Origin of the sequence: Geobacillus lituanicus (assembly GCF_050994965.1) — a bacterium.
Lineage (GTDB): Bacteria > Bacillota > Bacilli > Bacillales > Anoxybacillaceae > Geobacillus > Geobacillus stearothermophilus.
In genome coordinates this window covers 2,783,808-2,808,868 of record NZ_CP194773.1, presented here as the reverse complement: position 1 = coordinate 2,808,868, position 25,061 = coordinate 2,783,808, and the positions used below count along the sequence as shown (strand labels likewise).

General features: G+C 54.3%; 24 protein-coding genes and 1 other annotated feature. Of the genes, 23 read left to right on the top strand and 1 reads right to left on the bottom strand.

The window, feature by feature from the left end:
• The first annotated feature begins 139 nt into the window (after positions 1 to 139).
• The 10 genes from trxA (at position 140) to uvrC (ending at position 11,606) form a co-directional block, all read left to right on the top strand.
• Positions 140 to 457 carry a thioredoxin gene (trxA, locus tag ACR1UW_RS14365; protein WP_033014362.1) on the top strand — a complete coding sequence of 106 codons (318 nt, stop codon included), beginning with the start codon at positions 140 to 142 and terminating at the stop codon, positions 455 to 457.
• A gap of 442 nt (positions 458 to 899) precedes the next feature.
• Positions 900 to 2,105: a hypothetical protein gene (locus ACR1UW_RS14360; protein ID WP_498933845.1), complete on the top strand. Its 1,206-nt coding sequence runs from the start codon at positions 900 to 902 to the stop codon at positions 2,103 to 2,105.
• A 206-nt stretch (positions 2,106 to 2,311) separates the two neighbouring features.
• Entirely contained in the window at positions 2,312 to 3,256 is a 945-nt protein-coding gene (locus ACR1UW_RS14355; protein ID WP_498935322.1) for an NAD-dependent epimerase/dehydratase family protein, read from the top strand.
• Positions 3,246 to 4,175: a lysylphosphatidylglycerol synthase transmembrane domain-containing protein gene (locus tag ACR1UW_RS14350; protein WP_160270011.1), complete on the top strand. Its 930-nt coding sequence runs from the start codon at positions 3,246 to 3,248 to the stop codon at positions 4,173 to 4,175. Before ACR1UW_RS14355 ends, ACR1UW_RS14350 begins: the two co-directional genes overlap by 11 nt.
• Positions 4,172 to 5,632: an alkaline phosphatase family protein gene (locus ACR1UW_RS14345; RefSeq protein WP_498933844.1), complete on the top strand. Its 1,461-nt coding sequence runs from the start codon at positions 4,172 to 4,174 to the stop codon at positions 5,630 to 5,632. Before ACR1UW_RS14350 ends, ACR1UW_RS14345 begins: the two co-directional genes overlap by 4 nt.
• Positions 5,629 to 6,390, top strand: a complete 762-nt coding sequence (locus tag ACR1UW_RS14340) for a glycosyltransferase family 2 protein (RefSeq protein WP_498933842.1) — start codon at positions 5,629 to 5,631, stop codon at positions 6,388 to 6,390. Before ACR1UW_RS14345 ends, ACR1UW_RS14340 begins: the two co-directional genes overlap by 4 nt.
• A 96-nt stretch (positions 6,391 to 6,486) precedes the next feature.
• On the top strand, positions 6,487 to 7,248 hold the full coding sequence (locus tag ACR1UW_RS14335) for a hypothetical protein (protein WP_498933839.1): 762 nt from the start codon (positions 6,487 to 6,489) through the stop codon (positions 7,246 to 7,248).
• Positions 7,249 to 7,275: 27 nt separating this feature from the next.
• Positions 7,276 to 8,199 (top strand): FTR1 family iron permease, encoded by a 924-nt coding sequence (locus ACR1UW_RS14330; protein WP_237420667.1) that lies wholly within the window; start codon positions 7,276 to 7,278, stop codon positions 8,197 to 8,199.
• A 184-nt stretch (positions 8,200 to 8,383) separates the two neighbouring features.
• The gene (locus ACR1UW_RS14325) at positions 8,384 to 9,823 is read left to right on the top strand and encodes a nucleoporin-interacting protein (RefSeq protein WP_095859751.1); all 1,440 of its coding nucleotides are present in this window, start codon (positions 8,384 to 8,386) and stop codon (positions 9,821 to 9,823) included.
• Between the two features lie 10 nt (positions 9,824 to 9,833).
• Positions 9,834 to 11,606 (top strand): excinuclease ABC subunit UvrC, encoded by a 1,773-nt coding sequence (gene uvrC, locus ACR1UW_RS14320; protein WP_237420665.1) that lies wholly within the window; start codon positions 9,834 to 9,836, stop codon positions 11,604 to 11,606.
• Positions 11,607 to 11,655: 49 nt separating this feature from the next.
• Here the strand turns inward: uvrC and ACR1UW_RS14315 are convergent, their stop codons facing one another.
• A complete protein-coding gene (locus tag ACR1UW_RS14315) occupies positions 11,656 to 12,108 on the bottom strand; it encodes a YslB family protein (RefSeq protein WP_033010653.1) in 453 nt (150 codons plus the stop codon).
• Positions 12,109 to 12,351: 243 nt separating this feature from the next.
• On the opposite strand from ACR1UW_RS14315, the gene ACR1UW_RS14310 reads away from it, so the two are divergent.
• The 13 genes from ACR1UW_RS14310 to ilvN all read left to right on the top strand — a co-directional run bounded on the left by ACR1UW_RS14310 (position 12,352) and on the right by ilvN (position 25,011).
• A complete protein-coding gene (locus ACR1UW_RS14310; protein ID WP_033010651.1) occupies positions 12,352 to 12,960 on the top strand; it encodes a succinate dehydrogenase cytochrome b558 subunit in 609 nt (202 codons plus the stop codon).
• Positions 12,961 to 13,111: 151 nt separating this feature from the next.
• Positions 13,112 to 14,869 (top strand): succinate dehydrogenase flavoprotein subunit, encoded by a 1,758-nt coding sequence (gene sdhA, locus ACR1UW_RS14305; RefSeq protein WP_237420663.1) that lies wholly within the window; start codon positions 13,112 to 13,114, stop codon positions 14,867 to 14,869.
• A gap of 1 nt (position 14,870) precedes the next feature.
• Positions 14,871 to 15,632, top strand: coding sequence for a succinate dehydrogenase iron-sulfur subunit (gene sdhB / locus ACR1UW_RS14300; protein ID WP_015375538.1), 762 nt, complete (start codon positions 14,871 to 14,873; stop codon positions 15,630 to 15,632).
• Between the two features lie 219 nt (positions 15,633 to 15,851).
• Positions 15,852 to 16,076, top strand: coding sequence for a helix-turn-helix domain-containing protein (locus ACR1UW_RS14295; RefSeq protein ID WP_033010648.1), 225 nt, complete (start codon positions 15,852 to 15,854; stop codon positions 16,074 to 16,076).
• Positions 16,077 to 16,529: 453 nt separating this feature from the next.
• Positions 16,530 to 16,973: a MarR family winged helix-turn-helix transcriptional regulator gene (locus ACR1UW_RS14290; protein WP_095859748.1), complete on the top strand. Its 444-nt coding sequence runs from the start codon at positions 16,530 to 16,532 to the stop codon at positions 16,971 to 16,973.
• A gap of 9 nt (positions 16,974 to 16,982) precedes the next feature.
• Positions 16,983 to 17,777 (top strand): glutamate racemase, encoded by a 795-nt coding sequence (racE, locus tag ACR1UW_RS14285; RefSeq protein ID WP_033010646.1) that lies wholly within the window; start codon positions 16,983 to 16,985, stop codon positions 17,775 to 17,777.
• A 105-nt stretch (positions 17,778 to 17,882) separates the two neighbouring features.
• Complete coding sequence (locus ACR1UW_RS14280) at positions 17,883 to 18,959, top strand: GerMN domain-containing protein (RefSeq protein WP_498933834.1); 1,077 nt, start codon at positions 17,883 to 17,885, stop codon at positions 18,957 to 18,959.
• A gap of 386 nt (positions 18,960 to 19,345) precedes the next feature.
• Positions 19,346 to 20,119 (top strand): ribonuclease PH, encoded by a 774-nt coding sequence (rph, locus tag ACR1UW_RS14275; protein WP_033010643.1) that lies wholly within the window; start codon positions 19,346 to 19,348, stop codon positions 20,117 to 20,119.
• Positions 20,116 to 20,730 carry an XTP/dITP diphosphatase gene (locus ACR1UW_RS14270; RefSeq protein ID WP_498933831.1) on the top strand — a complete coding sequence of 205 codons (615 nt, stop codon included), beginning with the start codon at positions 20,116 to 20,118 and terminating at the stop codon, positions 20,728 to 20,730. The genes rph and ACR1UW_RS14270 overlap by 4 nt, the downstream gene beginning before the upstream one ends.
• Positions 20,727 to 21,236, top strand: coding sequence for a metallophosphoesterase family protein (locus ACR1UW_RS14265; protein WP_094239053.1), 510 nt, complete (start codon positions 20,727 to 20,729; stop codon positions 21,234 to 21,236). Before ACR1UW_RS14270 ends, ACR1UW_RS14265 begins: the two co-directional genes overlap by 4 nt.
• 284 nt (positions 21,237 to 21,520) lie before the next feature.
• Complete coding sequence (gene ilvE / locus ACR1UW_RS14260; protein ID WP_033010640.1) at positions 21,521 to 22,420, top strand: branched-chain-amino-acid transaminase; 900 nt, start codon at positions 21,521 to 21,523, stop codon at positions 22,418 to 22,420.
• A 22-nt stretch (positions 22,421 to 22,442) separates the two neighbouring features.
• Positions 22,443 to 22,710 (top strand) — a binding site (T-box leader).
• Between the two features lie 70 nt (positions 22,711 to 22,780).
• The gene (ilvB, locus tag ACR1UW_RS14255; RefSeq protein WP_498933828.1) at positions 22,781 to 24,514 is read left to right on the top strand and encodes an acetolactate synthase large subunit; all 1,734 of its coding nucleotides are present in this window, start codon (positions 22,781 to 22,783) and stop codon (positions 24,512 to 24,514) included.
• A complete protein-coding gene (ilvN, locus tag ACR1UW_RS14250) occupies positions 24,493 to 25,011 on the top strand; it encodes an acetolactate synthase small subunit (RefSeq protein WP_033010639.1) in 519 nt (172 codons plus the stop codon). The genes ilvB and ilvN overlap by 22 nt, the downstream gene beginning before the upstream one ends.
• Positions 25,012 to 25,061: the final 50 nt, after the last annotated feature.

The following is a 25,061-nucleotide window of genomic DNA, read 5'->3' as shown; positions in this document are numbered from 1 at the left end:
GCGGCTGCAGCCGTCCGTTTTTTGACGGATAAATTCCGCGGCAAAAGCGAATAGTAGAAACGAAGCAAAACATTCGCGCCGACATGCATTCCATGGTATACTTTGCTTGCAGCATTCAAGAAGATGGGAGGGAATCCATATGGCGATTGTCAACGCCACTGACCAAACGTTCGCCGCAGAAACGAAAGACGGCCTCACGCTCGTTGACTTTTGGGCGCCATGGTGCGGACCGTGCCGCATGATCGCCCCGGTGCTGGAAGAGCTTGACCGCGAAATGGGCGACAAAGTGAAAATCGTCAAAGTGAATGTCGATGAAAACCAAGAAACAGCGTCGAAGTTCGGCGTCATGAGCATCCCGACGCTACTTCTGTTCAAAGATGGCCAACTTGTCGACAAAGCGATCGGCTATCAGCCGAAAGAGGCGCTTGTGCAGCTGGTTGGCAAACATGTGTCATAACGGAGAAAGAAGGAAATCCAGAGGGGAAGAAGCCTCTGGATTTTTTTATTTAACTTCCCTCCGAAAGAAGTCTCCTACTTCTAAACGTGAAGGTGCGCCAGCACCAGTGAAAGTGGGAGATGAATTTCGGTTGGCGTTAGCCAACGAATAGGATAGAATATGGCTAGAACGGACACCTTCGGAACGAAGGGAAGCGTAAAGGGTTCTTGTGTGTGGCTTACCGTTCAGCGAACACACACAAGTCGCTTGAAGCCCCCACCTCTAAGCGAAGCGTAGGTGGTGGGTAGTTCACGGTGTGATCAGCCAGGAAGAGAGGATTTTCAGCAAGAGGGGAGTCCTCTCTTTTTCATCATGTGTTGACATTGAAATTCATTTTCTATTATAATCTTATTGTATTGATATTGATTATCATTTTTTGGATGTGTGAACGGGGGGATACATAATGTCATTGAAATGGAAGTGGCTCGCCGTGTTCGCCGCCGCGGCGTTGGCGCTTGGCGCGTGCGGCCAGAGCAAACAGACGGCGGGAACAGAAAAAGAAAGCAGCAACCAAACGGCTGTGGAAAAACAAGAAAAGCCGAAAGAGGAAGAGAAGACGGAGAACGAGAAGGAAGAAGCGGAAGTCGATTATGCGGGAGCGTTCAGCGAAGCGCTCGCGGAGCTTGAGAAGGCGAAGCAAGGCGGGGCGGTCGACTTCGGCAAAGTGGAGAGCATCTACAAAGAAAAGCTGCAGCCGCTTGTACAAAAACGTGACGCGGAATTTGAAGATACGCTTGACCAACATATTACCAACGCACTGGCCGCCGGCAAAGACGGGTCGCTTGAGCCGTTGGTTGTCAAGCAAATTTTTGACAAGCTGATGCAAAAAGTGTTTTACACGACGATCAAGCATGAGTTTACCGAAGCAGAAGAGCATTGGGCCAATAAGGAAGAAGTAAAGGAAGAGCTTGAGGAAGCGAAGGCATTTTACGCGATTTTGCAGTCGACCGTGGAAAAGCGCGATGCGGCTTACGGAACGAAGTTGGTTGACGCGATCAACGGGGCGTTTGCCCAAATGGAGCAAGCGGTCCAAAACGATGATGCGCTCTCATTTGCCCTCGGCAAGCAAGTCGTGGACAAAACATTGATGAAAACATTCTATTTAGCGAGCGGAGCGCTGCCGCACGGCTATGCGGCGAAGGCGGCGGCTGCGGCCAAGGAAAACGCCGAAGAAGCCAAAGTGAAGCAGGCTGAAGGCTGGGCGTTTTATCAGTCCGTCTATCCGTATATGAAACGGCATGCCGCGGAGGAGGCGGACTACATTTTGAAACAGTTTGACCTGCAAACCGATGTCAAAACGCTCGATCCGAAAGCGGTGAACCATGCGTTCGTGCGCGGATGGGCGAAAGTGGCGCTTCACGAATATGAAGAAAGCAAAGAAAATTGGGGGCAAGACAAGTCGGTGATCACCGCCTTAGAAGGCGCGCTCTTTATTAACATGATCGAACAGGATATCAAAACGCTGCTCGGCGACAAAGCATACACCGACTTGAACGAACAGGCGACACGCTACCTAGAGGCGGCAAAGGCAAAAAACAAAGCTGAGGGTGACAAATGGCTGCCGCAAATCGAGGCTGCGCTTCAGCAAGTGATCCAGAAAGCGAACTAAATGATCAGCAAGGGTGTCCGGCGCGGCGCCCTTTTTTTGCAGGCGTCCATCCGGGGCGAAGGCAGCGATGGCTGGGCTGCCGCTTGCCTCACCGAGCCAAGGCGGGAAATGAAAACATTTGGTTTTTGCCGATTGGCCACGACGTTCCCCGACGGTTTATGGTAAGATGCTAATGGACAATGGAATTCGATGATGAGGTGAAGGCGATGAAAGTGGTGGTGACCGGGGGAGCCGGATTTATTGGCAGCCATCTAGCCGCCCGGTTAAGCGGACTCGGATATGACGTGGCTGCAGTGGATTGTTTTCATCCATATTATTCTGCTGAACGGAAAGAGCGGCAGTTTCAGACGCTCACCGGCGGCCGGGTGCCGCTTGTCCGCTTGGATTTGCTTGATGGGGAGCGAACGAAAAGGTGGCTGGTCGAGTTTCGCCCCGATGTCGTCTACCATTTGGCGGCGCTGCCGGGCGTGCCGTATTCCCTCGAGGAGCCGCTCGCGTATATCGATTATGACATCAAAGCGACGGTCAATGTGTTGGCGGCGGCGGGGGAAGCGGGTGCGGCGCACGTGCTGTTTGCCTCATCGTCATCGGTGTACGGCGACCGAGGCAATGTGCCGCTCCGGGAAGAGATGGCTGACGGCCGCGTCGTGTCGCCGTATGCGGCGGCAAAATACGGAGCGGAATCGTTTTGTCATGCCTATGCCCATTTGTATAGCTACCAAATGACGATTTTTCGCTATTTCACCGTTTACGGGCCGTGGGGTCGTCCGGATATGGCGATCGGCACGTTTTTGCGCCGATTGCTGGCGGGCGAGGAGATTGTCGTGTATGGCAAGGGGACGGCGCGCGATTATACGTACATCGATGATATTGTGGAGGGCATGATCGCAGCACTTCACCGCAGCGGCGGGCGAAGCGAAGTGTTCAACTTGGGCGCCGGGGCGCCCGTCACCATGGAGCAGCTGCTCGCTGAGTTGCGGAAGCACTTTCCCGATATGAAAATCGTGCACGCGCCGGAGCGGAAAGGCGATGTGAAAGCGACATGGGCGGACATCACGAAGGCGGAGCGGGCGTTTGGTTACAAGCCGAAGGTGGCGTTTGCCGAAGGGCTCGCCCGTACGGTGGCGTGGGCGCGTGAATATGAGCGGTAGGGCGGCCAAGGCGGGGCTCCAGGTTGCCGGAGCGGCCATGGTTGTTCTGTTTGGTTGGCTGACGTATCGCTATTTCGACGGCCGTGCGTTGCTTCGGCATCTCTCCGGGCTGGCCCGCCATCCGGCTGCCATGGCTGTTGCGGTCTTTGTGTATGGCACGTCCTTTTGGCTGCGGGCGTGGGCGTGGAAGCGATATGTCGGAAAGCCAATCGCCTTCTCTGTTTATTGGCGTGCCGTGCTGCTTAGTTTGTTTGTTAACCATCTAGCCCCAGTGAAAATCGGTGATGCTGTGCGTATGGCTTTGCTTGCCCGCCAGCCCGGTGTTTCAGCCAGCGAGGCCATTGAATCGGTGGCGGTGATGCGGCTCCTTGATATGGCGGTGCTTGGTGGATTGACTGTCATTGGGATGTATGCGTATATGCATTACATTCCCCGCATTTCTCTCTTGGCAGCGGCCGTTGCGGCCGGGTTCGTGCTGACCGTGATCGTGTTTCGCCGTCCGCTCCGCCTCGATCGGTTATGGCGGCGATGGCGGAGCGTATTTCACGGCTGGAGCGGCGCGGCGATGGTCGGGGCGGTGGCGGCGAGCTGGCTGTGTGAGGCGGCCGTCATTGGCGTGATCGCGAAAGCAGTCGGCATCCCGCTTTCCTTTGGACAGGCGGTGTGGGCAAACAGCGCGACCGTTTCCGGCCAGATCGCCCAAGTCGCCCCCGGCGGGATCGGAACATACGAGGCGGTGATGGCGTTTGCGTTGACCCGGCTCGGCGCACCGTGGGAGAAAGCATATGCGGCGGCAGTGTTGACCCATGCGTTTAAGTTTTTGTTTTCTTACGCCGCTGGTGCCGCGGTATTGTGGTTTTGGCGGTCCGACTGGCAGATGGTGCGGGGTGTATGGAAAAAGGAAAGGGAGAAGCGATGAAACAAGCATCACGATTTGAAAAAATCGCGGCGCGCTGCTGGAATTTGTTGAACGAAGGGAAACCGTTCACGCCGATTTTTGTCGCCGGAACGATGATGATCTACCATGCCGCTGATTGGATGGGCGGCTCATGGGGGTGGCTGCTTGGTCTGGCGGCGGCGTTGCCGCTGTTTGTCATCTACTATGTCTACGATTATCCACTGTTTTTGCGCAATTATTTATGGATCCCTTATGTCGTGTTTCTCATCGTTTGGTCGTTCGCTGATGCGTCGTTGTTGTTGTTGGCGTCGGGGCTTTACTTTTTCTTTACCGTCTTTTTTTGGGGGACGCTGTATTACCATTTGCGCATCGGCACGTCGTGGTGGAATTTCACCCGCTTTTGGAAGCTGGTGCTGAAAAACAGCGATTCGACGAGCGGCAACGCCCAAGAGCAGCTGCCAAAATGTTTTCTTCTTTTGTCCGTATGGGAATACGCTTCGCAGCAGATCGATCAAGGAGCGGCTTTGGCGCCGCTGTGCGGGGCGCTTTGGCTGTTTGCCGCTGGGGTGTGGCTGTTTTCATGGATTTTGCATCGGAATTTGTTCGACTGGCAGCCGGAGATCATTCCGACTTATACGAACAATGTGCCGAGTCCCACCGCGCCGGTCAGTGACAAAGTGTATGTCATCGTGATTGATGGGATGCGCAAAGACCGGTTTGAAGCGGCCAACGCCCCGTTTTTGAAACGGCTGCGCGCGCAAGGGACGGAATTTGCGCAAATGGAAACCGTCTATCCGGCGCGCACGGTCGTTTGCTTCACCTCGATGCTGACGGGGACGTATCCGTTTGAGCACGGCATCCGGTCCAATATGGTATGGAAGCTTGGGGCGAAAGTGGAGACGATTTTCGATTCGCTCCGGAAAATCGGAAAAACCGGCCGCTTGCTTGGCATCGCTCATTTGGTCGATTCGTTCGGAGATGATGTCGAAACGGTGACGGCCGTCATGCCGAACGACCTCGCCGACCGTTATATCATCGAGCGGGCGAAACGCATCGTCGAGGAACAAAACCCGGATTTGCTTGTCGTACAGTTGATCGCCACCGATCAGACCGGCCATAGCCGCGGTGTGCTGTATGACGAGTATATCGAAAAAATTGAAGAAGCCGATGCGTTGATCGCGGAGTTTGTCGGCTGGCTTGAGGAACAGGGCGAGCTCGAGCGCGCGACATTGATTGTCTGCGCCGACCATGGCCAAGCGGATGGCATCGGCGGCCACGGCCACCTCGATGAAGGGGAGCGGTATGTGCCGTTTTTTTTATACGGCCCGGCGATTGAAGCAGGAAAACGAGTCGATGAGAAAAAAAGCCTCGTTTCGCTGGCGCCGACGATCGCCTATTTGCTTGGCGCTCCGTATCCGAGCCATAGCCGCGGTCCGGTTTTGATCGAAGCGATGCGAAAGAAAGGAGGAGAGCGATGAAGAAGCAGCGCGTCATCGTCTTTTTGCCGGCGCACAATGAAGAAGAAGCGATTGGGGAAGTGATTCGCCGCATTCCGCGTCATTTTCATCCCGATGTAGAGGTCAGCGTCTTGGTCATTGATGATGGATCGACGGACCGAACGGCCGAAGTAGCGAAAGAAGCGGGGGCCGATATCATTTGCTGCCTGCCGGAAAACCGCGGCCTCGGTGCGGCGGTGCGGCGAGGGCTTGAAGAGTGTGTCCGTCTTGGCGCGGATATCGGCGTGATGATCGATGCCGATAACGAATATCCGCCGGAACAAATTCCTGACCTTTTGGCGCCGATTTTCACCGGTGAAGCGGACTATACGATCGGCTCGCGCTTCCTTGGCACGATTCGCGGCATGAAATGGCATCGCCGCCTTGGGAATTATTTGTTCACTTGGCTGCAGTCGTTGCTGCTCGGACAGCGGCTGTATGACGGGCAGTCGGGGATGCGCGCCTTTTCGCGCCACGCGATGGAGGAGGCGGAAATCATCCACGATTACAACTACGCCCAAGTGCTGACGCTCAACTTGGTGCGCAAAGGGTTTCGTTTGAAAGAAGTGCCGATCCGCTATCAAGTGCGGACGACCGGCCGTTCGTTCATCAAATTCACCGCCTATATGACCGCGGTCATCCCGGCCATCTGGAAGGAAATGCGTCGCCCGGTCAAAAAAGCGGTCATTGACCCCAAAGCGCATGTGCTTTCTTTGGAGCGGGAGCGCCATTGTTCGTGAGGGGCGGCCGCATCTGGCCGCCGGCCGTTTTTTTTTTCTATATTGACAACGATGATGATAATGATTATCATTGTTCTTGATAGGAGGGGCAGAAACGTGAAAACATCCCGTTTCTTTTTTTACATAGCAGTGATCATTATTCTCAATCTCATTCCGCTGAAAGTGTTCGCCTATTCGTATGGAGATCCGAACAAAGAAGCGGTTGCTGAGGCGTATAAAGAGATGAAAGAAAAGTTGAACGAGCAGCCGCCGAACTTTGCCGCAGCGAAGGAAATTTTCGGAACCATAAAAGAAGAAATCGACATGCATATGGGACCTGAGCCGTCCAAGGCCGTGCTTGCAGCCATCGAAGCGAAGGACCGCCAGGCGGTGATCAAAGACATGGAAAACATTTTAGTGCTCAATATCGCTCGCCGCTTAGACAATATTGAGAAAAACTTTGACCAGTATGATACGAGCAAGCGGCTGTTGGCGAAGGCGTTTGCGACGTATGAAGCGCTGTCGCCGGTCATCCAAGGGAAAGACCCTGCACTTGATAAACAGCTGCGCACCGAGTTTGACAAGGCGCTTCAGTCGCTTGGCAACCCGGGGTTATTTGGCGTCGGGGAGAAAAAATCGGACATCAATGCGTTTAAACAAAGCAAAGAGACGATTTTAACGGCGCTGCAGAAGCAATTCGGTTTGAAAAGCTTAGAAGTTGGCCATTTTTCGGAAAGCGCCACGGAAAAACCGGATGAAGTGAGAAAAAAGGAATGGACCGACTTGTCAGAATTGAAAAACTGGATTCCTCTCATTGTGATCGTTGCGATCATCATTGGCGCTGTCTTGATTTATGTACGGCGTCGGAAACGGACTTAGTCTACTTGTGAAGGGGGAGGCGGGGGCATGGAAGTTCAAGCGCTGCTCATTACGTTTCGCGAAGCGCTCGAGGCATTGCTTATTATCGGGATTATTACGTCGTATTTGAAACGGGTGAACCATCGCGAGTATACGAAATACGTATGGCTTGGCGCCGCCTTGGCGGTGGCCGCCAGCGTCGGTGTCGCTATTTTGTTTCAAGTCGTGTTGACCGGCTTCGCTGCGATGGCAAGTGAAATCTACTTGAAAATCGGCATTATGCTCGTCTCGACGCTGCTGTTGACGCAAATGGTGTTCTGGATGGCCGAACACAGCCGGGACATGAAAAAAAGCTTGGAAGGGAAAATGGATCAGTTCATCACAGCCGGCAATGTCGTCGGGATGGTCATCCATTCGTTTTTAGTCGTGTTGCGCGAAGGGGTGGAAACCGTCTTTTTCTTCGCCGCCATCACACACGGCAACATCGGCGCGGCGCTGCAAGGCTGGGGAGCCGCGACAGGCATGGCCATCGCCGCCTTGGTCAGCTACTTCTTCTTTAAAGGAACGATGCGCATCCCGCTCAAGACATTCTTTAAGGTGACCGGCGCGTTTATCGTCCTCATTGCTGCCGGGTTGCTCGTGCAAGCCATTTCCATGATGCAAGACATCGGTCTGATCGGCAGCGTCATGCCGCATGTGTACGATTTGACGTGGCTGCTTCCGGAACACCCGATCGATTATGAGCATTATTTGCGCGACCACGGTGTGGCCCCCATCTTCTCCGGTGAAGTCGGCGTCTTTTTAAAAGCGCTGTTCGGCTATTCGTCGATGCCGTCGCTTGAGGAAATGATCGCCTATATCGGCTACTTTGTCGTCATTTACTTGCTCGTGACGAGCCGCCATGGGCAACAAAGCGGCAAACAGGAGCAACCATCGGCGGCATTGGAGGAACAGACAAAACGGGTGATGTAAGGTACAAGGCGCGGATGCCTTGTACTTTTTCTTTAGAAGGCTGGTGAAAAACCGCGGCCACCAGTAAATCAGTGGCATTTCGCCCCAAAAAAGAAGGTTGATTTCGCAAGGTTTATCTAATTGAGAAACAGATGGGAATAGCAGTATTTTGTATTAAATCACCAGCCCTTTAGGGGGGGATGCGATGAAACGACCGTTTCTTGACCGCGTTTGGCTTGGCTTCAGCATCGGCTTGGCTGCCGTTTTGTTGGGGGCCGGCCTGCGTTACGCCAGCCCGTACGCGGCCTCGTGGGACGAAGTTGACTTTGCGCGGGCGCTGGAGCGCTATGATTTGTTGGCGATGCAGCCGCATTTTCCAGGCTATCCATATTTCGTTTTGGGCGGGATGGCTGTTCATGCCGCAATCGCTAATCCAGCCAAAGCGCTTTCGATTTTGAACGTGCTTGTGTTGTATTCCGCTGTCTTTCCCATCGTTTGGCTGCTCGCTCGCCATATGCCGCGCTCAGCGGCGCTATGGGCGGCGCTTTCGGTGCTTTCTTCAAGCTACGTGCTCCTTGCCGCCGCCAGACCGATGTCGGACGGCGCGGCGCTTGGCGTGCTTTGGTGGTACATATGGGCGGTGGAATGGGCGCGGCGGCGAACAACATGGATGGCGCAGCTTTGGCCGTCCGCGTTGTTTAGCATCCTCATGGGCATCCGTTTGTCTTATGCCCCGTTTGCTGCCGCGTTGTTGATCCTTTGGCATGAAGACTGGAAAACGCACCGCCGCCTCGGCCGCGTGGCGGCATCGCTGTTGGCGGCGGCCGCCTTTCAATTTGTTTGGGTGGCGGCGGTCGCGGCGACGGAAGGCGGCCTTTGGCCGTTTTTCAAGCTTGGTTGGGCGTTTGTTGCCGGTCATTTCAGCGAATGGGGCGGAACGGCGGCAACGAGCCCGCTGCCGTTTTCTGAGCGATTGTACCGCTTTGTCGTCCACAACTTTGTTTGGACCGGCATCGCCAGCCAGCACGTTTCATTGCTGTCCGCCTATGCGGCAATCGGTGCCATCGCCTGGCGCACGGGGCGGTTTCAGCTGCCGCGTGCGCTTGTCGTTTCCGCGTTGCTGTATGCTGTCTGGGCGCTGTTTGGACAAAATATTGACAAGCCGCGCCACCTTCTTCCGTTGGTTCATTTTGCGCTGTTTTATGTGTGGGGCCGCTTTTTGGCTGCGCCGAAGGCATGGAGATTAGCGCTGGCAGCGGCGGTTGTGCTGCTGCAGTCTGCAATCGGCATCGGGCTGCTGCACGAGCAGGCAAAGACGCCCCCGGCAGTGTATCAGCTTGCCGACGATTTGCGTGACAAGCCGCAGCCGTTTGTGGTATATACGTGGGAAGAGACGCGCGTCCTAGACTATTTGAACGTGCCCTTTCCACATAAAGACGTGCTCCATTTTTCCTTCTTTTTGCAAGACAAAGAAAACTATCGCCATGCTATGATATATATGACCAATCACGTTGTCCAAGGGTTCGAGGCTCAAGGGATCGATGTTTCCCGCCATGTGCGCAAAGTGAAAACGTATCGTTCCAGTCCGCTTGCCGACCCGGTGTATGGAACGATTACACTGTATGAATGGGTGGACGGAGAGTGAGGGGATGGCCATGAACGACCGGCTGAAGGAAAAGCTGTCCGTGCTCCCGGAACAGCCGGGCTGCTATTTAATGAAAGACAAACACGGAACGGTCATTTACGTCGGCAAGGCGAAGTCGTTGAAGGCGCGCGTCCGCTCGTATTTTACCGGGACGCATGATGGCAAAACGCAGCGGCTTGTGGAGGAAATCGCCGATTTCGAATACATCGTCACCTCGTCAAACGCCGAGGCGCTCATTTTGGAGATGAATTTGATCAAAAAGCATGATCCGAAATACAACGTCATGCTCAAGGATGATAAAAGCTACCCGTTTATTAAAATCACCGCGGAACAACATCCGCGCTTGCTCATCACCCGCAAAGTGAAAAAAGACGGCGGCAAATATTTCGGCCCGTATCCGAACGTGCAGGCGGCGAACGAAACGAAAAAGCTGCTCGACCGTTTGTATCCGCTCCGCAAATGTTCGACGCTGCCTTCGCGCGCCTGTTTGTATTACCATATGGGCCAATGCCTCGCCCCGTGCGTCAACCCGGTGTCGGACGAACAAAATAAGGCGATGGTTGAACAAATCGTCCGCTTTTTAAACGGCGGCTATGAAGACGTAAAGCGGGAGTTGGCCGAGAAAATGCACGAGGCGGCGGAAGCGCTCGAATTTGAGCGGGCGAAAGAATACCGCGACCAAATCGCGGCGATTGAGATGACGATGGAAAAGCAAAAAATGATGTTCAATGATTTCATCGACCGCGATGTATTCGGCTATGCCTACGACAAGGGCTGGATGTGCGTGCAAGTGTTTTTCCTCCGCCAAGGAAAGCTGATCGAGCGCGACGTGTCCATTTTTCCGCTTTACCAAGACCCGGATGAGGAAATGCTGACGTTTTTGGGTCAGTTTTATGCGAAAGCGCATCATTTGAAGCCAAAAGAAGTCGTCCTCCCGTCCGACATTGACGGCGAGCTCGCCCGCGAATTGCTCGGCGTTGCCGTCGTCCAGCCGAAAAAAGGGAAGAAAAAAGAGCTTGTTGAGCTGGCGAGCCAAAACGCCGCCATTGCCTTGAAGGAACAGTTTTATTTCATTGAGCGCGATGAAGAGCGGACGATCAAAGCCATCGAGCGTCTCGGAGAGCGCCTTGGCATTCCAGCGCCGCGCCGCATCGAGGCGTTTGACAACTCGAACATTTACGGGGCCGATCCGGTCTCGGCGCTCGTCGTGTTCCTTGACGGCAAGCCAGCGAAAAAAGAATACCGGAAATATAAGGTAAAAACAGTGGCGGGACCGAACGATTATGAAACGATGCGCGAAGTCGTGCGCCGCCGCTATACGCGCGTGTTGAAAGAAGGATTGCCGCTTCCCGATTTGATCATCATCGACGGCGGTAAAGGCCACTTGTCGGCGGTGCGGGATGTATTGGAAAACGAGCTTGGCCTCGATGTGCCGCTGGCCGGGCTGGCGAAAGACGAAAAACACCGCACATCCGAGCTTTTGGCCGGCGACCCGCCAACGCTCGTGCCGCTTGACCGGCAAAGCCAAGAGTTTTATTTATTGCAGCGCATTCAAGACGAAGTGCACCGGTTTGCGGTCACGTTCCACCGCCAGGCGCGGCAGAAGACGATGTTCCATTCCGTGCTTGATGACATCCCAGGTGTTGGGAAAAAGCGGAAAAAAGCACTCTTGAATTATTTCGGCTCGGTGAAAAAGATGAAAGAGGCGACGGTGGAAGAGCTGCAACAGGCGAACATTCCGCGGGCGGTGGCGGAGAAGATTTATGAGAAGCTGCATGAATAACTGCAAACGGAAACGAAAGGGCGTCCGGCCGAGCCGGGACGCCCTTTCGTTACTCGATGGGCTGCTTCCGGTCCCATTTGACTAAAATGCGCGCCTGGCCGGCTCGCTTGGCCGGCAGTTCAACCGCTTCGGTGACAAGACGTTTTTGCTGCTCAATCTGTTCGGCAAGAAATCCGGCTTCGAGCTGAAACGAGCAGCTGCCGTACAAGGAAAAGCGAGCGGCGATGATAGAGCCGGACAGCTCGATGGGCAGCTCGTCGTTCCGTTCTTCGCCGGCCGTCAGCGTTCCCCAGCCGGCCTCCTCAAAAAAAGCGGCGATTTGTTCCAAGTCGCGAAGCGGATAGCGACGCGCCAGCTGTCTGCCCGCCCAGTATAAAAGGGACGGGGCGTTTTTGCCGAGCAGCTCGGGAAGAAGCGAATGGCGGAGCAGCTCAGCGCCAAACGCCGATTGGGTAATTGATCGAAATGTTTCGTACTGTTTTTCCAATGATGGCTGTCTCATCATGTTCCCCTCTTTCTATCCGTTTTCCCATTATAGCCAAACAGCCGCCGGCATGCACTCTCTTTTTTGCAAAAAACGTGAACGGAGAATGTTTGAACACTTTGTGACAATGTTTTCTTGACGCTTATACAATGTGGGAGTACAATGAATGTGACAAATGCAAGATGGAAATGGAAGGCGTTTCTATTTCCATCCTGTAACGAGGGGGATTTATTTTTATTTACGTTAAAGGGGGTTTACATAATGGCAGGGAATCGCGAGTTTTATTATCGCCGGCTCCATTCGCTGCTCGGGGTTATCCCCGTTGGGGTGTTTTTAGTGCAGCACTTGGTCGTCAACCATTTTGCGACGCGCGGGCCGGAAGCGTTTAACCGGGCGGCTGCGTTTATGGAAAACTTGCCGTTCCGTATTTTCTTGGAAATTTTCATTATTTTCCTTCCATTGCTGTTCCACGCGGTATACGGCATTTACATCGCGTTTACAGCCAAATTCAACACGCGCCAGTACGGCTATTTCCGCAACTGGATGTTCATGCTTCAGCGGATTACGGGCATTATCACATTGATTTTTGTCGTCTGGCACGTGTATGAAACAAGGGTGCAAGCCGCGTTTGGCGCTGAAGTGAATTATGATATGATGGCCAATATTGTCGATAATCCATTTATGCTTTGGTTTTATATTATCGGCATTTTGTCGACCGTCTTTCACTTCGCCAACGGTTTATGGTCGTTCTTCGTCAGCTGGGGTTTAACGGTATCCCCTCGTTCACAGCAAGTGTTCACGTACATTACGATGATCATCTTTGTCGCGCTTTCGATTGTCGGCATTCGCGCCATTTTGGCTTTTGCGTAAAAAATTGATTTCAGCTGTTGGATGACATGAACCGCTGCGTTGGCTCTTGATGGATCGCGCTGCAGCCGTTTGTCGAACGAACGCTTGATCGACAGAGGCAAACCGAGGGACATTGAAGCAAAAGCAGCAATTTTCTAGGGAGTGAGTAGCCATGAAAAAAGGAAAAATCATCGTTGTCGGCGGCGGGTTGGCCGGCTTGATGGCCACGATTAAAATCGCCGAAGCAGGAGTGCCTGTTGAGTTGTTTTCGCTCGTTCCGGTAAAGCGTTCTCACTCCGTCTGTGCCCAAGGCGGCATTAACGGAGCGGTCAACACGAAAGGGGAAGGCGATTCGCCGTGGGAACACTTTGACGATACCGTCTACGGCGGCGACTTCTTGGCGAACCAGCCTCCGGTCAAAGCGATGTGTGAGGCGGCGCCAGGGATCATTTACATGCTCGACCGGATGGGCGTCATGTTCAACCGCACGCCGGAAGGGCTTCTTGATTTCCGCCGTTTCGGCGGGACGCAGCACCACCGCACGGCGTACGCCGGGGCGACGACCGGACAGCAAATTTTGTATGCGCTTGACGAACAAGTGCGCCGCCATGAAGTAGCGGGGCTTGTGACGAAATATGAGCATTGGGAATTTTTAGGGATCGTTTTGGATGACGAACAAATTTGCCGCGGCATTGTCGCGCAAGACTTGCGTTCGATGGAAATCAAAGCGTTTCCAGCCGATGCCGTTATTTTGGCGACCGGCGGCCCGGGGATCATTTTTGGGAAATCGACGAACTCGGTCATCAACACTGGTTCAGCGGCTTCGATCGCCTATCAGCAAGGGGTTTACTACGCGAACGGCGAGTTTATCCAAATCCATCCGACCGCGATTCCAGGCGATGACAAGCTTCGGTTGATGAGCGAATCGGCGCGCGGGGAAGGCGGCCGCGTCTGGACGTATAAAGATGGAAAACCATGGTATTTCCTTGAGGAAAAATATCCGGCTTACGGAAACTTGGTGCCGCGCGATATCGCCGCCCGGGAAATTTTCCATGTGTGCGTCGACTTGAAGCTCGGCATCAACGGCGAAAACATGGTGTACCTCGATCTTTCCCATAAAGATCCGAAAGAGCTCGATATCAAGCTCGGCGGCATTATCGAAATTTATGAGAAGTTCATGGGCGAAGACCCACGCAAAGTGCCGATGAAAGTATTTCCGGCCGTTCACTATTCGATGGGCGGCTTATGGGTCGACTATGACCAAATGACGAACATCAAAGGGTTGTTTGCCGCCGGTGAGTGCGATTATTCCATTCATGGCGCCAACCGTCTCGGGGCAAACTCGCTTCTGTCGGCGATTTACGGTGGAATGGTCGCCGGCCCGAATGCAGTCCGCTACATCCGCGGCCTCGAGAAATCGGCCGATGCGATGCCGTCGACGCTGTACGACCGTTATGTCAAACAAGAGCAGGAAAAATGGGAAAACATTTTGGCGATGGACGGCACGGAAAACGCCTACGTGCTGCATAAAGAGCTCGGTGAATGGATGACGGCAAACGTGACGATCGTCCGCTACAACGACCGGCTGCTGAAGACCGATGAGAAAATTCAAGAGCTGATGGAGCGGTATAAAAACATCAGCGTCACCGATACGTCGAGATGGAGCAACCAAGGGGCGGCGTTTATCCGCCAGCTGTACAACATGCTCCAACTTGCCCGCGTCATTACGCTCGGCGCGTACTATCGCAACGAAAGCCGCGGGGCGCACTACAAGCCGGAGTTTCCGGAGCGCAATGACGAAGAATGGCTGAAAACGACGATGGCCCGCTATACGCCAGACGGTCCGGCGTTCCATTACGAAGATGTCGATGTCTCGTTGATTAAGCCGCGCAAACGCGACTACAGCAAAAAGAAAGAGGAAGTGAAGTAAGATGAGCGAAAACAAAACGGTTCGGTTCATCATCACGCGCCAAGATCGTCCGGATTCCGCTCCATATGAAGAGGAGTTTGTCATTCCGTACCGCCCGAACATGAACGTCATTTCGGCGCTCATGGAAATTCGCCGCAATCCGGTCAACGCCAAAGGGGAAAAAACGACGCCGGTCGCCTGGGAAATGAACTGTTTGGAAGAAGTGTGCGGGGCCTGCTCGATGGTCATTAACGGAAAGCCGCGGCAAGCATGTGCGGCGCTCATTGATAAATTAGAGCAGCCGATCCGCCTGGAGCCGATGCGCACGTTCCCGGTCATCCGCGACTTGGTCATCGACCGGAGCCGGATGTTTGATGCGCTAAAACGCGTCAAAGCATGGATTCCAATCGACGGAACGTACGACTTGGGTCCGGGTCCGCGCATGCCAGAGCGGAAGCGGCAATGGGCGTACGAGCTGTCAAAATGCATGACGTGCGGGGTCTGTCTTGAAGCGTGCCCGAACGTCAACAGCAAGTCGAACTTTATCGGCCCGGCGCCGCTGTCGCAAGTGCGGCTGTTTAACGCCCACCCGACCGGGGCGATGCATAAAGCCGAACGGCTGCGGGCGATTATGGGCGACGGCGGACTGGCCAACTGTGGCAACTCGCAAAACTGCGTGCAATCGTGCCCGAAAGGCATTCCGTTGACGACATCGATCGCGGCGTTAAACCGCGAAACGACGATTCAAATGTTCCGCGATTTCTTTGGAAGCGACGAAGTGTAACAGTTGGACCTCTCATCCCCTCCGTGGCCAGCCATGGAGGGGATTTTGCGCTTGCCCAGCCCCCTTGTCTTTGATCAGGTGGGGAGGCGAAAAAAAGACCTATTTTTCTATTAAATAAGCAAAATTTCGTCACCGCCTCCCTTGCTCTCACATACGATATGGTGAGGAAATACCCATCCGGCAGTTCGGGCCCATTGAGAGCAAGGAGGGTTACCACCGTTGAAGGATCAATCGTTTCAATCGAAGCCGCTTTTGACAAAAAGAGAAAAAGAAGTCTTCGAATTGCTCGTGCAAGATAAGACGACGAAGGAAATCGCCAAAGAACTGTTCATCAGTGAAAAAACCGTTCGCAACCATATTTCGAATGCGATGCAAAAGCTTGGGGTCAAGGGGCGCTCGCAAGCTGTGATTGAATTGCTTCGAATGGGCGAACTGAAACTTTAACTTCCCTCCGAAAGAAGTCTCCTACTTCTAAACGTGAAGGTGCGCCAGCACCAGTGAAAGTGGGAGATGAATTTCGGTTGGCGTTAGCCAACGAATAGGATAGAATATGGCTAGAACGGACACCTTCGGAACGAAGGGAAGCGTAAAGGGTTCTTGTGTGTGGCTTACCTTTCAGCGAACACACACAAGTCGCTTGAAGCCCCCACCTCTAAGCGAAGCGTAGGTGGTGGGTAGTTCACACAATGCCGGCTTTTCCCTTTCCGGGTGGCCGGCTGTTATGTTCCTTTGCGGCCGGACGAGGCTTTGCCGCCTGTCTGGCCTTTTGTCTGCAGCGGCGTTCTATATTTTGTATTGATTATGTCCCCCGGTATTGTAAAATGAAAAATAGAATGGCCGTTGGCTGAGGCACGTTGTTTTGGGGCCAGGCCGCGAAAATGATCAAGGGGAGATTGTATGCCGTCTGCGATGAACGAAAAAACGATTGCCGAGTTGGAAAAATTGCTTCGCTATATCGCCGCCAACTTAAAACAGCGCGGCCGCGAAATTTTAACGAACTACCCCATCACGCCTCCGCAGTTTGTCGCCTTGCAATGGCTGCTTGAAGAAGGGGACTTGACGGTTGGCGAGTTATCGAACAAAATGTATTTGGCGTGCAGCACGACGACCGACTTGGTCGATCGCATGGAGCGAAACGGTCTCGTCGCCCGAGTGCGTGATGAACATGATCGGCGCGTCGTCCGCATTCACCTGCTCGAAAAAGGCGAGCGCATCATTGAGGAAGTGATTGAAAAACGCCAGCGCGATTTGGCCCAAGTGCTGGAAAACTTTTCGGATGAAGAAATTGTCGTTTTTGAGCGCTGTTTGCGCAAACTGCATCAAGAAATGATGAAAGAATGAGGCGATCACTTGGAAAGAGCAATTGGTGTCATTGATTCAGGAGTCGGCGGCTTAACCGTCGCCAAAGAAATTATGCGGCAGCTGCCAAAGGAACAGATCATTTACCTTGGCGACACCGCCCGCTGTCCGTACGGGCCGCGCCCGGTTGAAGAAATTCGCCGATTTACATGGCAGATGATTCACTACTTGCGGCAATATCCGTTGAAAATGCTTGTCATTGCCTGCAACACGGCAACCGCGGTCGCGCTCGATGAAGTGCGGGAGCGGCTTGACATTCCGGTGCTCGGCGTCGTTCATCCCGGCGCCCGCGCCGCCTTGAAGGCGACAAAAAATGGGCATATTGGCGTGATCGGCACGATCGGCACGGTGAGAAGCAAGGCGTACGAAAAGGCGCTCCAATCGATCAATCCGCACGTCCATGTCGAAAGCTTGGCGTGCCCGAAGTTTGTCCCTCTGGTCGAAAGCGGCGATTTTGAAGGGGAGAAAGCGAAGGCGGTCGTCGCCGAGTCGCTCGCTCCGCTGCGCCCGCTGCCGATTGACGTGCTTATTTTAGGCTGCACGCATTATCCGCTGCTTGCCCCGCTGATCCGGGCCTACATGGGCAAAAAAGTGAAACTGATTTGCTCGGGCGGTGAAACGGCTCGCGAAGTGAGCGCCATTTTGCATCACAGCCACCTTCTTTATACGGGCCAGCGCGAGCCGGAGCATTTGTTTTTTACGACCGGTCCGAAAGAGCTTTTTGAAAAGATTTCAAGAAAGTGGTTTGGCAGACCGATCGGCACGGTGGAATCGATTCGCCTGTAGGCAAAAAAATCCTTTAGCGCATAGACGCTAAAGGATTTTTTTATTCTATTTTGGACAGCGGCTCGTATACATAGTAGTACAAACCACGAGTAGGAGGGAACGTCAATGGGCAAACGGACGGTTCATAGATGGACGGCGCCGGTGCTCGCTTCGCTTTTGCTGCTCGGCGGCTGCGGCTTGTTTGGCCAAGATGAAGCAGTGAAGGAAATTGATCCGCCGCAAGACACGAGCTATGTAAAAGACGGCCAGGCGCTCGAGGAGGCAACGAAAAGGAAAGAGGGGGCCAAAGAGGAAGCGAAGGCGACCGAGACGGTCAAGCGAGAGCTTTACCTGATTGACAAAAACGGATATGTCGTTCCGCAAACGGTTGAGTTGCCAAAAACGCAGGCTGTTGCGAAACAAGTGCTTGAGTATTTGGTTGAAGACGGCCCGGTGTCGAATATGTTGCCGAACGGTTTCCGCGCCGTCATTCCGGCAGGGACAACCGTGCTTGGCACCAAACTTGAAAAAGACGGGACGTTGATCGCCGATTTTTCACCGGAATTCAAGCAATACAAACCGGAAGACGAAAAGCGGATTTTGCAAGCTATTGCGTGGACGTTGACGCAGTTTGACAACATTAAGCGCGTCAAAATCCGCATTAACGGTTATGACCAAGAGGTGATGCCGGTCAATAAAACGCCGATTCAAGACGGGGTGAGCCGCGCCGACGGCATCAACATGGAGGCGGGCGGTGTGCCGGACATTACGAATACGCATCCCGTCACCGTGTATTTTGTTGCCCAACAGGGAGAAACGACGTATTATGTCCCTGTGACAAGACGTGTTTCCAACCAAGAGAAAGATGATATCGCGGCGGCGGTCCATGAACTTATTCAAGGGCCGGAAAATGGCAGTGGGCTTGTCGGCGTCTTCCAGCCGGACGCCAAGCTGCTTGACAAGCCAAAATACGAAGATGGCCAAGTCACGCTCAATTTTAACGAAGGCATTTTTGGCAGCAACAAGAAAAATGTGATTTCTGACGTCGTCTTGAACTCGCTTGTGTTGTCGCTCACCGAGCAAAGCGGCGTTGAGAGCGTCGCGATTACGGTGAACGGCAAAGCCGATCTTGTTACGGAAGACGGCAAACCGCTCACAAAACCGGTCGCCCGCCCACAAAACGTCAATACCGGGGCGTTTTAACATCTTTCCGAAAGAAGTCTCCCGCTTCTAAGCAAAGTGAAAGTGGGAGATGAATGTCGGTTGGCGTTAGCCAACGAATAGGATAAAATAAGGTTAGAACGGACCCCTTCGGAACGAAGGAAAGTGTAAAGGGTTCTTGTGTGTGGCTTACCGTTCGGCGAACACGCACAAGTCGCTTGAAGCCCCCGCCTCTAAGCGAAGCGTAGGTGGTGGGGTGTTCACCCAAGCTGGAAACGAATAGGCTGTTATGGTATAACAAAGAGGTGGAAGCGTGCTCCGCCTCTTTGTTTTTTTTGGCAACGGCGGCACGGAGTCGTGATGCAAGGAAGGAGGCAGGACCGACCGGCTCCTGCTGGCAAACGGGAAGGAAAAAGGAGGAAGAGTGAATGAGAGCAGACGGACGACATAACCGTGAGCTGCGCCCTGTACATATACAGCCGCATTATGTGAAACATGCCGAAGGGTCCGTGTTGATTGAAATCGGCGACACGAAAGTGATTTGCACGGCGACGGTGGAAGAAAAAGTGCCGCCGTTTATGCGCGGCGGCGGAAAAGGATGGATCACCGCCGAATATGGGATGCTGCCGCGGGCGACAGAGCAGCGGAATGCGAGGGAGGCAAGCAAAGGGAAAGTGTCGGGGAGGACGATGGAAATTCAACGCCTGATCGGCCGCGCGCTCCGCTCGGTCGTTGAGTTGGAGCGGCTTGGCGAACGAACGGTTTGGATCGATTGCGACGTCATTCAGGCGGACGGCGGAACGCGCACCGCCTCGATCACCGGCGGCTACGTGGCGCTCGTGCTGGCGCTTTCCAAGTTCGTTGACGAAGGGAAGCTCGAGGCGCTTCCAATCCGCGATTTTCTTGCCGCTACATCCGTTGGCATCGATCCGGAGCATGGCGTTGTGCTCGATTTGAATTACGATGAAGACGCGCGGGCAAAAGTCGATATGAACGTCGTCATGACCGGATCCGGCCAGTTTGTTGAAATTCAAGGGACGGGGGAAGAAGCGACTTTTTCTCGCGCCGAGCTCGATGAATTGCTTGAGGCGGCGCACATCGGCATTGAACAGCTGATCGCCGTGCAGCGCCGCGTTTTGGGCGATTGGGCGGCTCGCATCGGGACGAAGCAAGAAGCGAAGCAGGAGGAGGGGACAGAGTGAACAAGATTGTGATCGCGACGAAAAATGCCGGAAAAGTGCGTGAATTTGCCGCTTTGTTTGCGAAGCGGGGCATCGACGTCAAATCGCTGCTTGATTTTCCGGACGTTCCGGACGTCGAGGAGACGGGAAGCACGTTTGCCGAAAACGCCCGGATAAAAGCGGAAGCCATATCTCGCCGTTTCGGCTGCCCGGTGATCGCCGATGATTCGGGGCTGGCGGTCGATGCGCTCGGCGGCCGGCCGGGCGTCTATTCAGCCCGCTATGCCGGTGAAGACAAAAACGATGCGCGCAACATCGCGAAGCTGCTTCACGAGTTGGAAGGCGTGCCGATGGAACAGCGCACCGCCCGGTTTCATTGCGCACTGGCGGTCGCCATCCCCGGGCGGCCGACGGCCGTTGTGGAGGCGGCGTGCGAAGGGTACATCGCCGAAGCGCCGCGGGGAGAAGGCGGTTTTGGCTATGACCCCGTCTTTTATCTTCCGGAAAAGGGGAAGACGATGGCGGAACTCACCCCGGAAGAGAAAAATGAGATCAGCCACCGGGCGAAGGCGCTGGCCAAGCTTGACGAGCAATGGGATGACATCATGGGAGGGGAGGGGCGGACGGAATGAAAGCGGTCGTTGTAAGCGACAGCCACGGGCTCAGCGGCGAACTCTCCGCCATTGTCGAGCGCCATCGCCATGAAGCCGATTTGTTTATTCATTGCGGCGATTCCGAGCTGTCGGCTCAAGCGGCCGAACTTGCTCCATTTGTCGTCGTGCGCGGCAACTGCGATGTTGAAGCGGCGTTTCCGAATGAGCGGACCGAGGAGGCGGAAGGCCTTCGCTTTCTCATCACGCACGGCCATTTGTACGGCGTCAAAACGTCGCTGCTGCGCCTCTACTACCGGGCGAAAGAAACGAGCGCCCATGTCGTTTGTTTCGGCCATTCCCACCTGGCTGGGGCCGAGCAAATCGAGGGGGTGCTGTTCATCAATCCCGGCAGCATCGCCTTGCCGCGCGGGAGAAAAGAAAGAACGTACGCGGTGTTGACCATCGGCGGAGGGCGCGTGCATGTCCAATTTTATGAAGTGAATGGGCAGCCCGTTTCCGGAATGGAACGAACCTTTTCGATCTAAGCGGACAAAACGTCCGCTATTTTTTGTTTTTCGTCTTTGGCAGTTAGAGCGCGTCCGCTTTCTATGAGCCGCCAAGAAAGAAAAAATTTTTGAATCGGCAAATCCTTGATTCTATCAAATTGTAAGCGCATACAAGCAGTTCGACGAATCGAAATTTTCAAAAAACGTTATTGACGGCGCGGTCGTTTCGGATTATTATAATTTTCAAACAAGAGAAACGACTCAAACACATCACCGAGCCGTTTAAAGCAACCGTTGACTGATCAAGGAAGAGGGGAACCGAAGTGGGCGAACAATGGATCTTTTTAAACGGAGAATTTGTGACAAAAGAAAACGCCAAAATTTCCGTGTATGACCATGGATTTTTGTATGGGGACGGCGTATTTGAAGGCATTCGCGTCTATAGCGGCAACGTATTCCGCCTCGAAGAACATATAGATCGGCTATACAATTCCGCGAAATCGATTTTGCTCGACATTCCATATACGAAGGACGAAATGATCGGCCATGTGCTTGAAACCGTCCGCCGCAACGGCTATCAGGATGCATACATTCGCTTAGTCGTTTCGCGCGGGGTTGGCGATTTGGGCCTTGATCCGTACAAATGCAAAACGCCGCAAATCGTCATTATCGTGGAGCCGCTCGCGCTCTTCCCGAAGCATTTATATGAAACCGGCATCGAAGTGGTGACAGTAGCGACGCGCCGCAACCGCTCTGATGTGCTGAGTCCGAAGGTCAAATCGCTCAACTATTTGAACAATGTTCTCGTGAAGATCGAAGCGCATTTGGCCAACGTGAGCGAGGCGCTGATCTTAAACGACCAAGGATATGTGGCCGAAGGTTCCGGCGACAACGTCTTCATCATTAAAAACGGCGTCATTTACACGCCTCCAGGGTATGTCGGGGCGCTGGAAGGCATCACGCGTCAGGCGATTATGGAAATTGCCGTTGATCTCGGCTATACGGTGAAAGAGGAGCCGTTCACCCGCCATGACGTGTATGTGGCAGATGAAGTGTTTTTAACCGGGACGGCAGCCGAAGTCATTTCCGTCATTAAAGTCGATGGCCGGACGATCGGCGACGGGACGCCGGGTCCGCATACGAAGCGGCTGCTTGAAGAATTCCGCCGCCGCGTAGTCGTCGAAGGAGTAAAGGTGTATCCGACGAACGCCAATGTCAGTTGAGCAAGAATGACAACCATATAGCGAGAAAGCGTTGACGAGGATAAGTAGTCAGCGGGGCCAACATCCACAGAGAGCCGGGGGAGCTGCGAACCGGTGATGTTGCCGCTTGATGAACTCACCTCCGAGCGCCGGCTTGAACGCAGATTCGCCAGTAGGGCCGGACGGGTGGGGATGTGCGCTTCACCCGTTACAAAAAACGAGCAGCCGGTTTCGGCTGGCTGCTCCTGAGGCGGCCGTCATGGCCGTGAAGAAGGGTGGTACCGCGGAAAGGAAACCTTTTCGCCCCTTTGGCTGGAAATGCCAGTCATGGTGGGTGAAAAGGTTTTTTATATGGATCACAACCAACGGGGAGGGTCGACGATGGCAAAGATGAACGTGGAGGAGCAGGCGAAGACGAAGACGAGGATGAGCGGGTCGATGATGTTGATCGAAGCGCTGAAGGCGGAGCAAGTCGAAGTCATTTTCGGCTATCCAGGGGGGGCGGTGCTCCCGCTGTATGACGAGTTGTATAAAGCCGGTGTGTTTCACGTCTTGACGCGGCACGAGCAGGGAGCCATTCATGCGGCGGAAGGGTACGCGCGCATTTCGGGAAAACCGGGGGTCGTCATCGCGACATCGGGGCCGGGAGCGACCAACATCGTCACCGGACTGACCGACGCCATGATGGATTCGTTGCCGCTCGTCGTGTTCACTGGGCAAGTAGCGACGAGCGTCATCGGCTCGGACGCCTTTCAGGAAGCCTATGTCGTCGGGATTACGATGCCGATTACGAAACACAACTACCAAGTGCGCGACATCAGTGAGCTGCCGAAAATCATCAAAGAGGCGTTCCACATCGCAACGACTGGACGGCCGGGGCCGGTGTTGATCGATATTCCGAAAGACATCACAACGGCCGAAGGGGAATTCGATTACGATGAAGAAGTTTGCTTGCCTGGGTATCAGCCGACGACGCAGCCGAACCATTGGCAAATCCGCCGTCTTGTCGAGGCGGTCAGCCAGTCGAAGCGGCCGGTCATTTTAGCCGGCGCCGGCGTCTTGCACGCCGACGCGGCAAACGAATTGCGGCAGTACGCCGAGCAGCAAAACATTCCGGTCGTTCATACGCTTCTTGGCCTTGGCGGCTTCCCGGCAGACCATCCGCTTTTCTTGGGGATGGCGGGCATGCACGGGACGTACACGGCGAACATGGCGCTCTATGAGTGCGATTTGCTTATCAACATCGGCGCCCGTTTTGACGACCGGGTCACCGGCAACTTGAAATACTTCGCGCCAAAGGCGACTGTCGCTCATATCGACATCGACCCGGCGGAAATCGGCAAAAACGTGCCGACCAAAATTCCGATTGTCAGCGACGCCAAAGCGGCGCTGCAGGAACTGATCGCCCAGCAAGGCAAACCGGCTGACAACGCGGCGTGGCTCGAACAGCTCAATGAGTGGAAGCGGCGCTTCCCGCTCCATTACGAGCCGGAAGCCGGGACGATCAAGCCGCAAAAGCTTGTCGAAATGATTTACGAATTGACAAATGGCGAAGCGATCGTCACAACGGACGTCGGCCAGCACCAAATGTGGGCGGCGCAATATTACAAGTTCAATCGACCGCACCGGTGGGTGACGTCCGGGGGGCTCGGCACGATGGGCTTTGGGCTTCCGGCAGCGATTGGCGCCCAGCTGGCGGATCGGAGCGCGACCGTCGTTTCCATCGTCGGCGACGGCGGTTTCCAAATGACGCTTCAAGAGCTGTCGGTCATTCAAGAGCTGGGATTGCCAATTAAAATCGTCATCGTCAACAACCAGGCGCTCGGCATGGTGCGGCAATGGCAGGAGCTGTTTTACGAAAAACGGTACTCCCATTCGCTCATCCCGAATCAGCCGGATTTTGTAAAACTCGCTGAAGCATACGGCATACCGGGGCTGCGGGCGAAGACGGAGGCGGAAGCAGCTGAAGTGTTAAAACAAGCGTTTGCGATGGACGGCCCGGTGCTGTTGGATTTCCACGTCCGCGCCGACGAGAACGTGTATCCGATGGTGGCGCCCGGCAAAGGGCTTCATGAAATGGTGGGGGTGAAAGCGTGCGAAGAATTATCACGATGACGGTCAACAACCGCCCGGGCGTGTTAAACCGCATCACCGGGCTGTTTACGAAGCGGCATTACAATATCGAAAGCATCACCGTCGGGCATACGGAAATCGATGGAGTCTCGCGGATGACATTTGTCGTCAATGTCGACGACGAACGGACCGCGGAACAAATTATCAAACAGCTAAACAAGCAGATCGATGTATTGAAAGTCAATGACATCACGGATCAGGCGATCGTCGCCCGTGAGCTGGCGCTTGTGAAAGTGGCGGCTGCTCCGGCGATCCGCCAAGAAATCTACACGCTCATTGAGCCGTTCCGCGCCTCGATCGTCGACGTCAGCAAAGACAGCCTCGTCATTCAAGTCACCGGCGAGCCGGAAAAAGTCGAGGCGTTGATTGAGCTGTTGCGCCCCTATGGCATCAAAGAAGTGGCGCGCACCGGTACGACCGCGTTCACCCGCGGGGCGCAAAAAGCGGCGGCCAACCAGAAAACGGCGTTTATCATTTAACGGCCGCTGTCTCCGTTGCAACGATCGTTGTCAAAACATTGTCGATACGA

Coding starts and splice junctions, on each gene's coding strand:
- trxA (WP_033014362.1), top strand. CDS start 140: ATGGCGATTGTCAACGCCACTGACCAAACGTTCGCCGCAGAAACGAAA.
- ACR1UW_RS14360 (WP_498933845.1), top strand. CDS start 900: ATGTCATTGAAATGGAAGTGGCTCGCCGTGTTCGCCGCCGCGGCGTTG.
- ACR1UW_RS14355 (WP_498935322.1), top strand. CDS start 2,312: ATGAAAGTGGTGGTGACCGGGGGAGCCGGATTTATTGGCAGCCATCTA.
- ACR1UW_RS14350 (WP_160270011.1), top strand. CDS start 3,246: ATGAGCGGTAGGGCGGCCAAGGCGGGGCTCCAGGTTGCCGGAGCGGCC.
- ACR1UW_RS14345 (WP_498933844.1), top strand. CDS start 4,172: ATGAAACAAGCATCACGATTTGAAAAAATCGCGGCGCGCTGCTGGAAT.
- ACR1UW_RS14340 (WP_498933842.1), top strand. CDS start 5,629: ATGAAGAAGCAGCGCGTCATCGTCTTTTTGCCGGCGCACAATGAAGAA.
- ACR1UW_RS14330 (WP_237420667.1), top strand. CDS start 7,276: ATGGAAGTTCAAGCGCTGCTCATTACGTTTCGCGAAGCGCTCGAGGCA.
- ACR1UW_RS14325 (WP_095859751.1), top strand. CDS start 8,384: ATGAAACGACCGTTTCTTGACCGCGTTTGGCTTGGCTTCAGCATCGGC.
- uvrC (WP_237420665.1), top strand. CDS start 9,834: ATGAACGACCGGCTGAAGGAAAAGCTGTCCGTGCTCCCGGAACAGCCG.
- ACR1UW_RS14315 (WP_033010653.1), bottom strand. CDS start 12,108: ATGAGACAGCCATCATTGGAAAAACAGTACGAAACATTTCGATCAATT.
- ACR1UW_RS14310 (WP_033010651.1), top strand. CDS start 12,352: ATGGCAGGGAATCGCGAGTTTTATTATCGCCGGCTCCATTCGCTGCTC.
- sdhA (WP_237420663.1), top strand. CDS start 13,112: ATGAAAAAAGGAAAAATCATCGTTGTCGGCGGCGGGTTGGCCGGCTTG.
- sdhB (WP_015375538.1), top strand. CDS start 14,871: ATGAGCGAAAACAAAACGGTTCGGTTCATCATCACGCGCCAAGATCGT.
- ACR1UW_RS14290 (WP_095859748.1), top strand. CDS start 16,530: ATGCCGTCTGCGATGAACGAAAAAACGATTGCCGAGTTGGAAAAATTG.
- ACR1UW_RS14280 (WP_498933834.1), top strand. CDS start 17,883: ATGGGCAAACGGACGGTTCATAGATGGACGGCGCCGGTGCTCGCTTCG.
- rph (WP_033010643.1), top strand. CDS start 19,346: ATGAGAGCAGACGGACGACATAACCGTGAGCTGCGCCCTGTACATATA.
- ACR1UW_RS14265 (WP_094239053.1), top strand. CDS start 20,727: ATGAAAGCGGTCGTTGTAAGCGACAGCCACGGGCTCAGCGGCGAACTC.
- ilvB (WP_498933828.1), top strand. CDS start 22,781: ATGGCAAAGATGAACGTGGAGGAGCAGGCGAAGACGAAGACGAGGATG.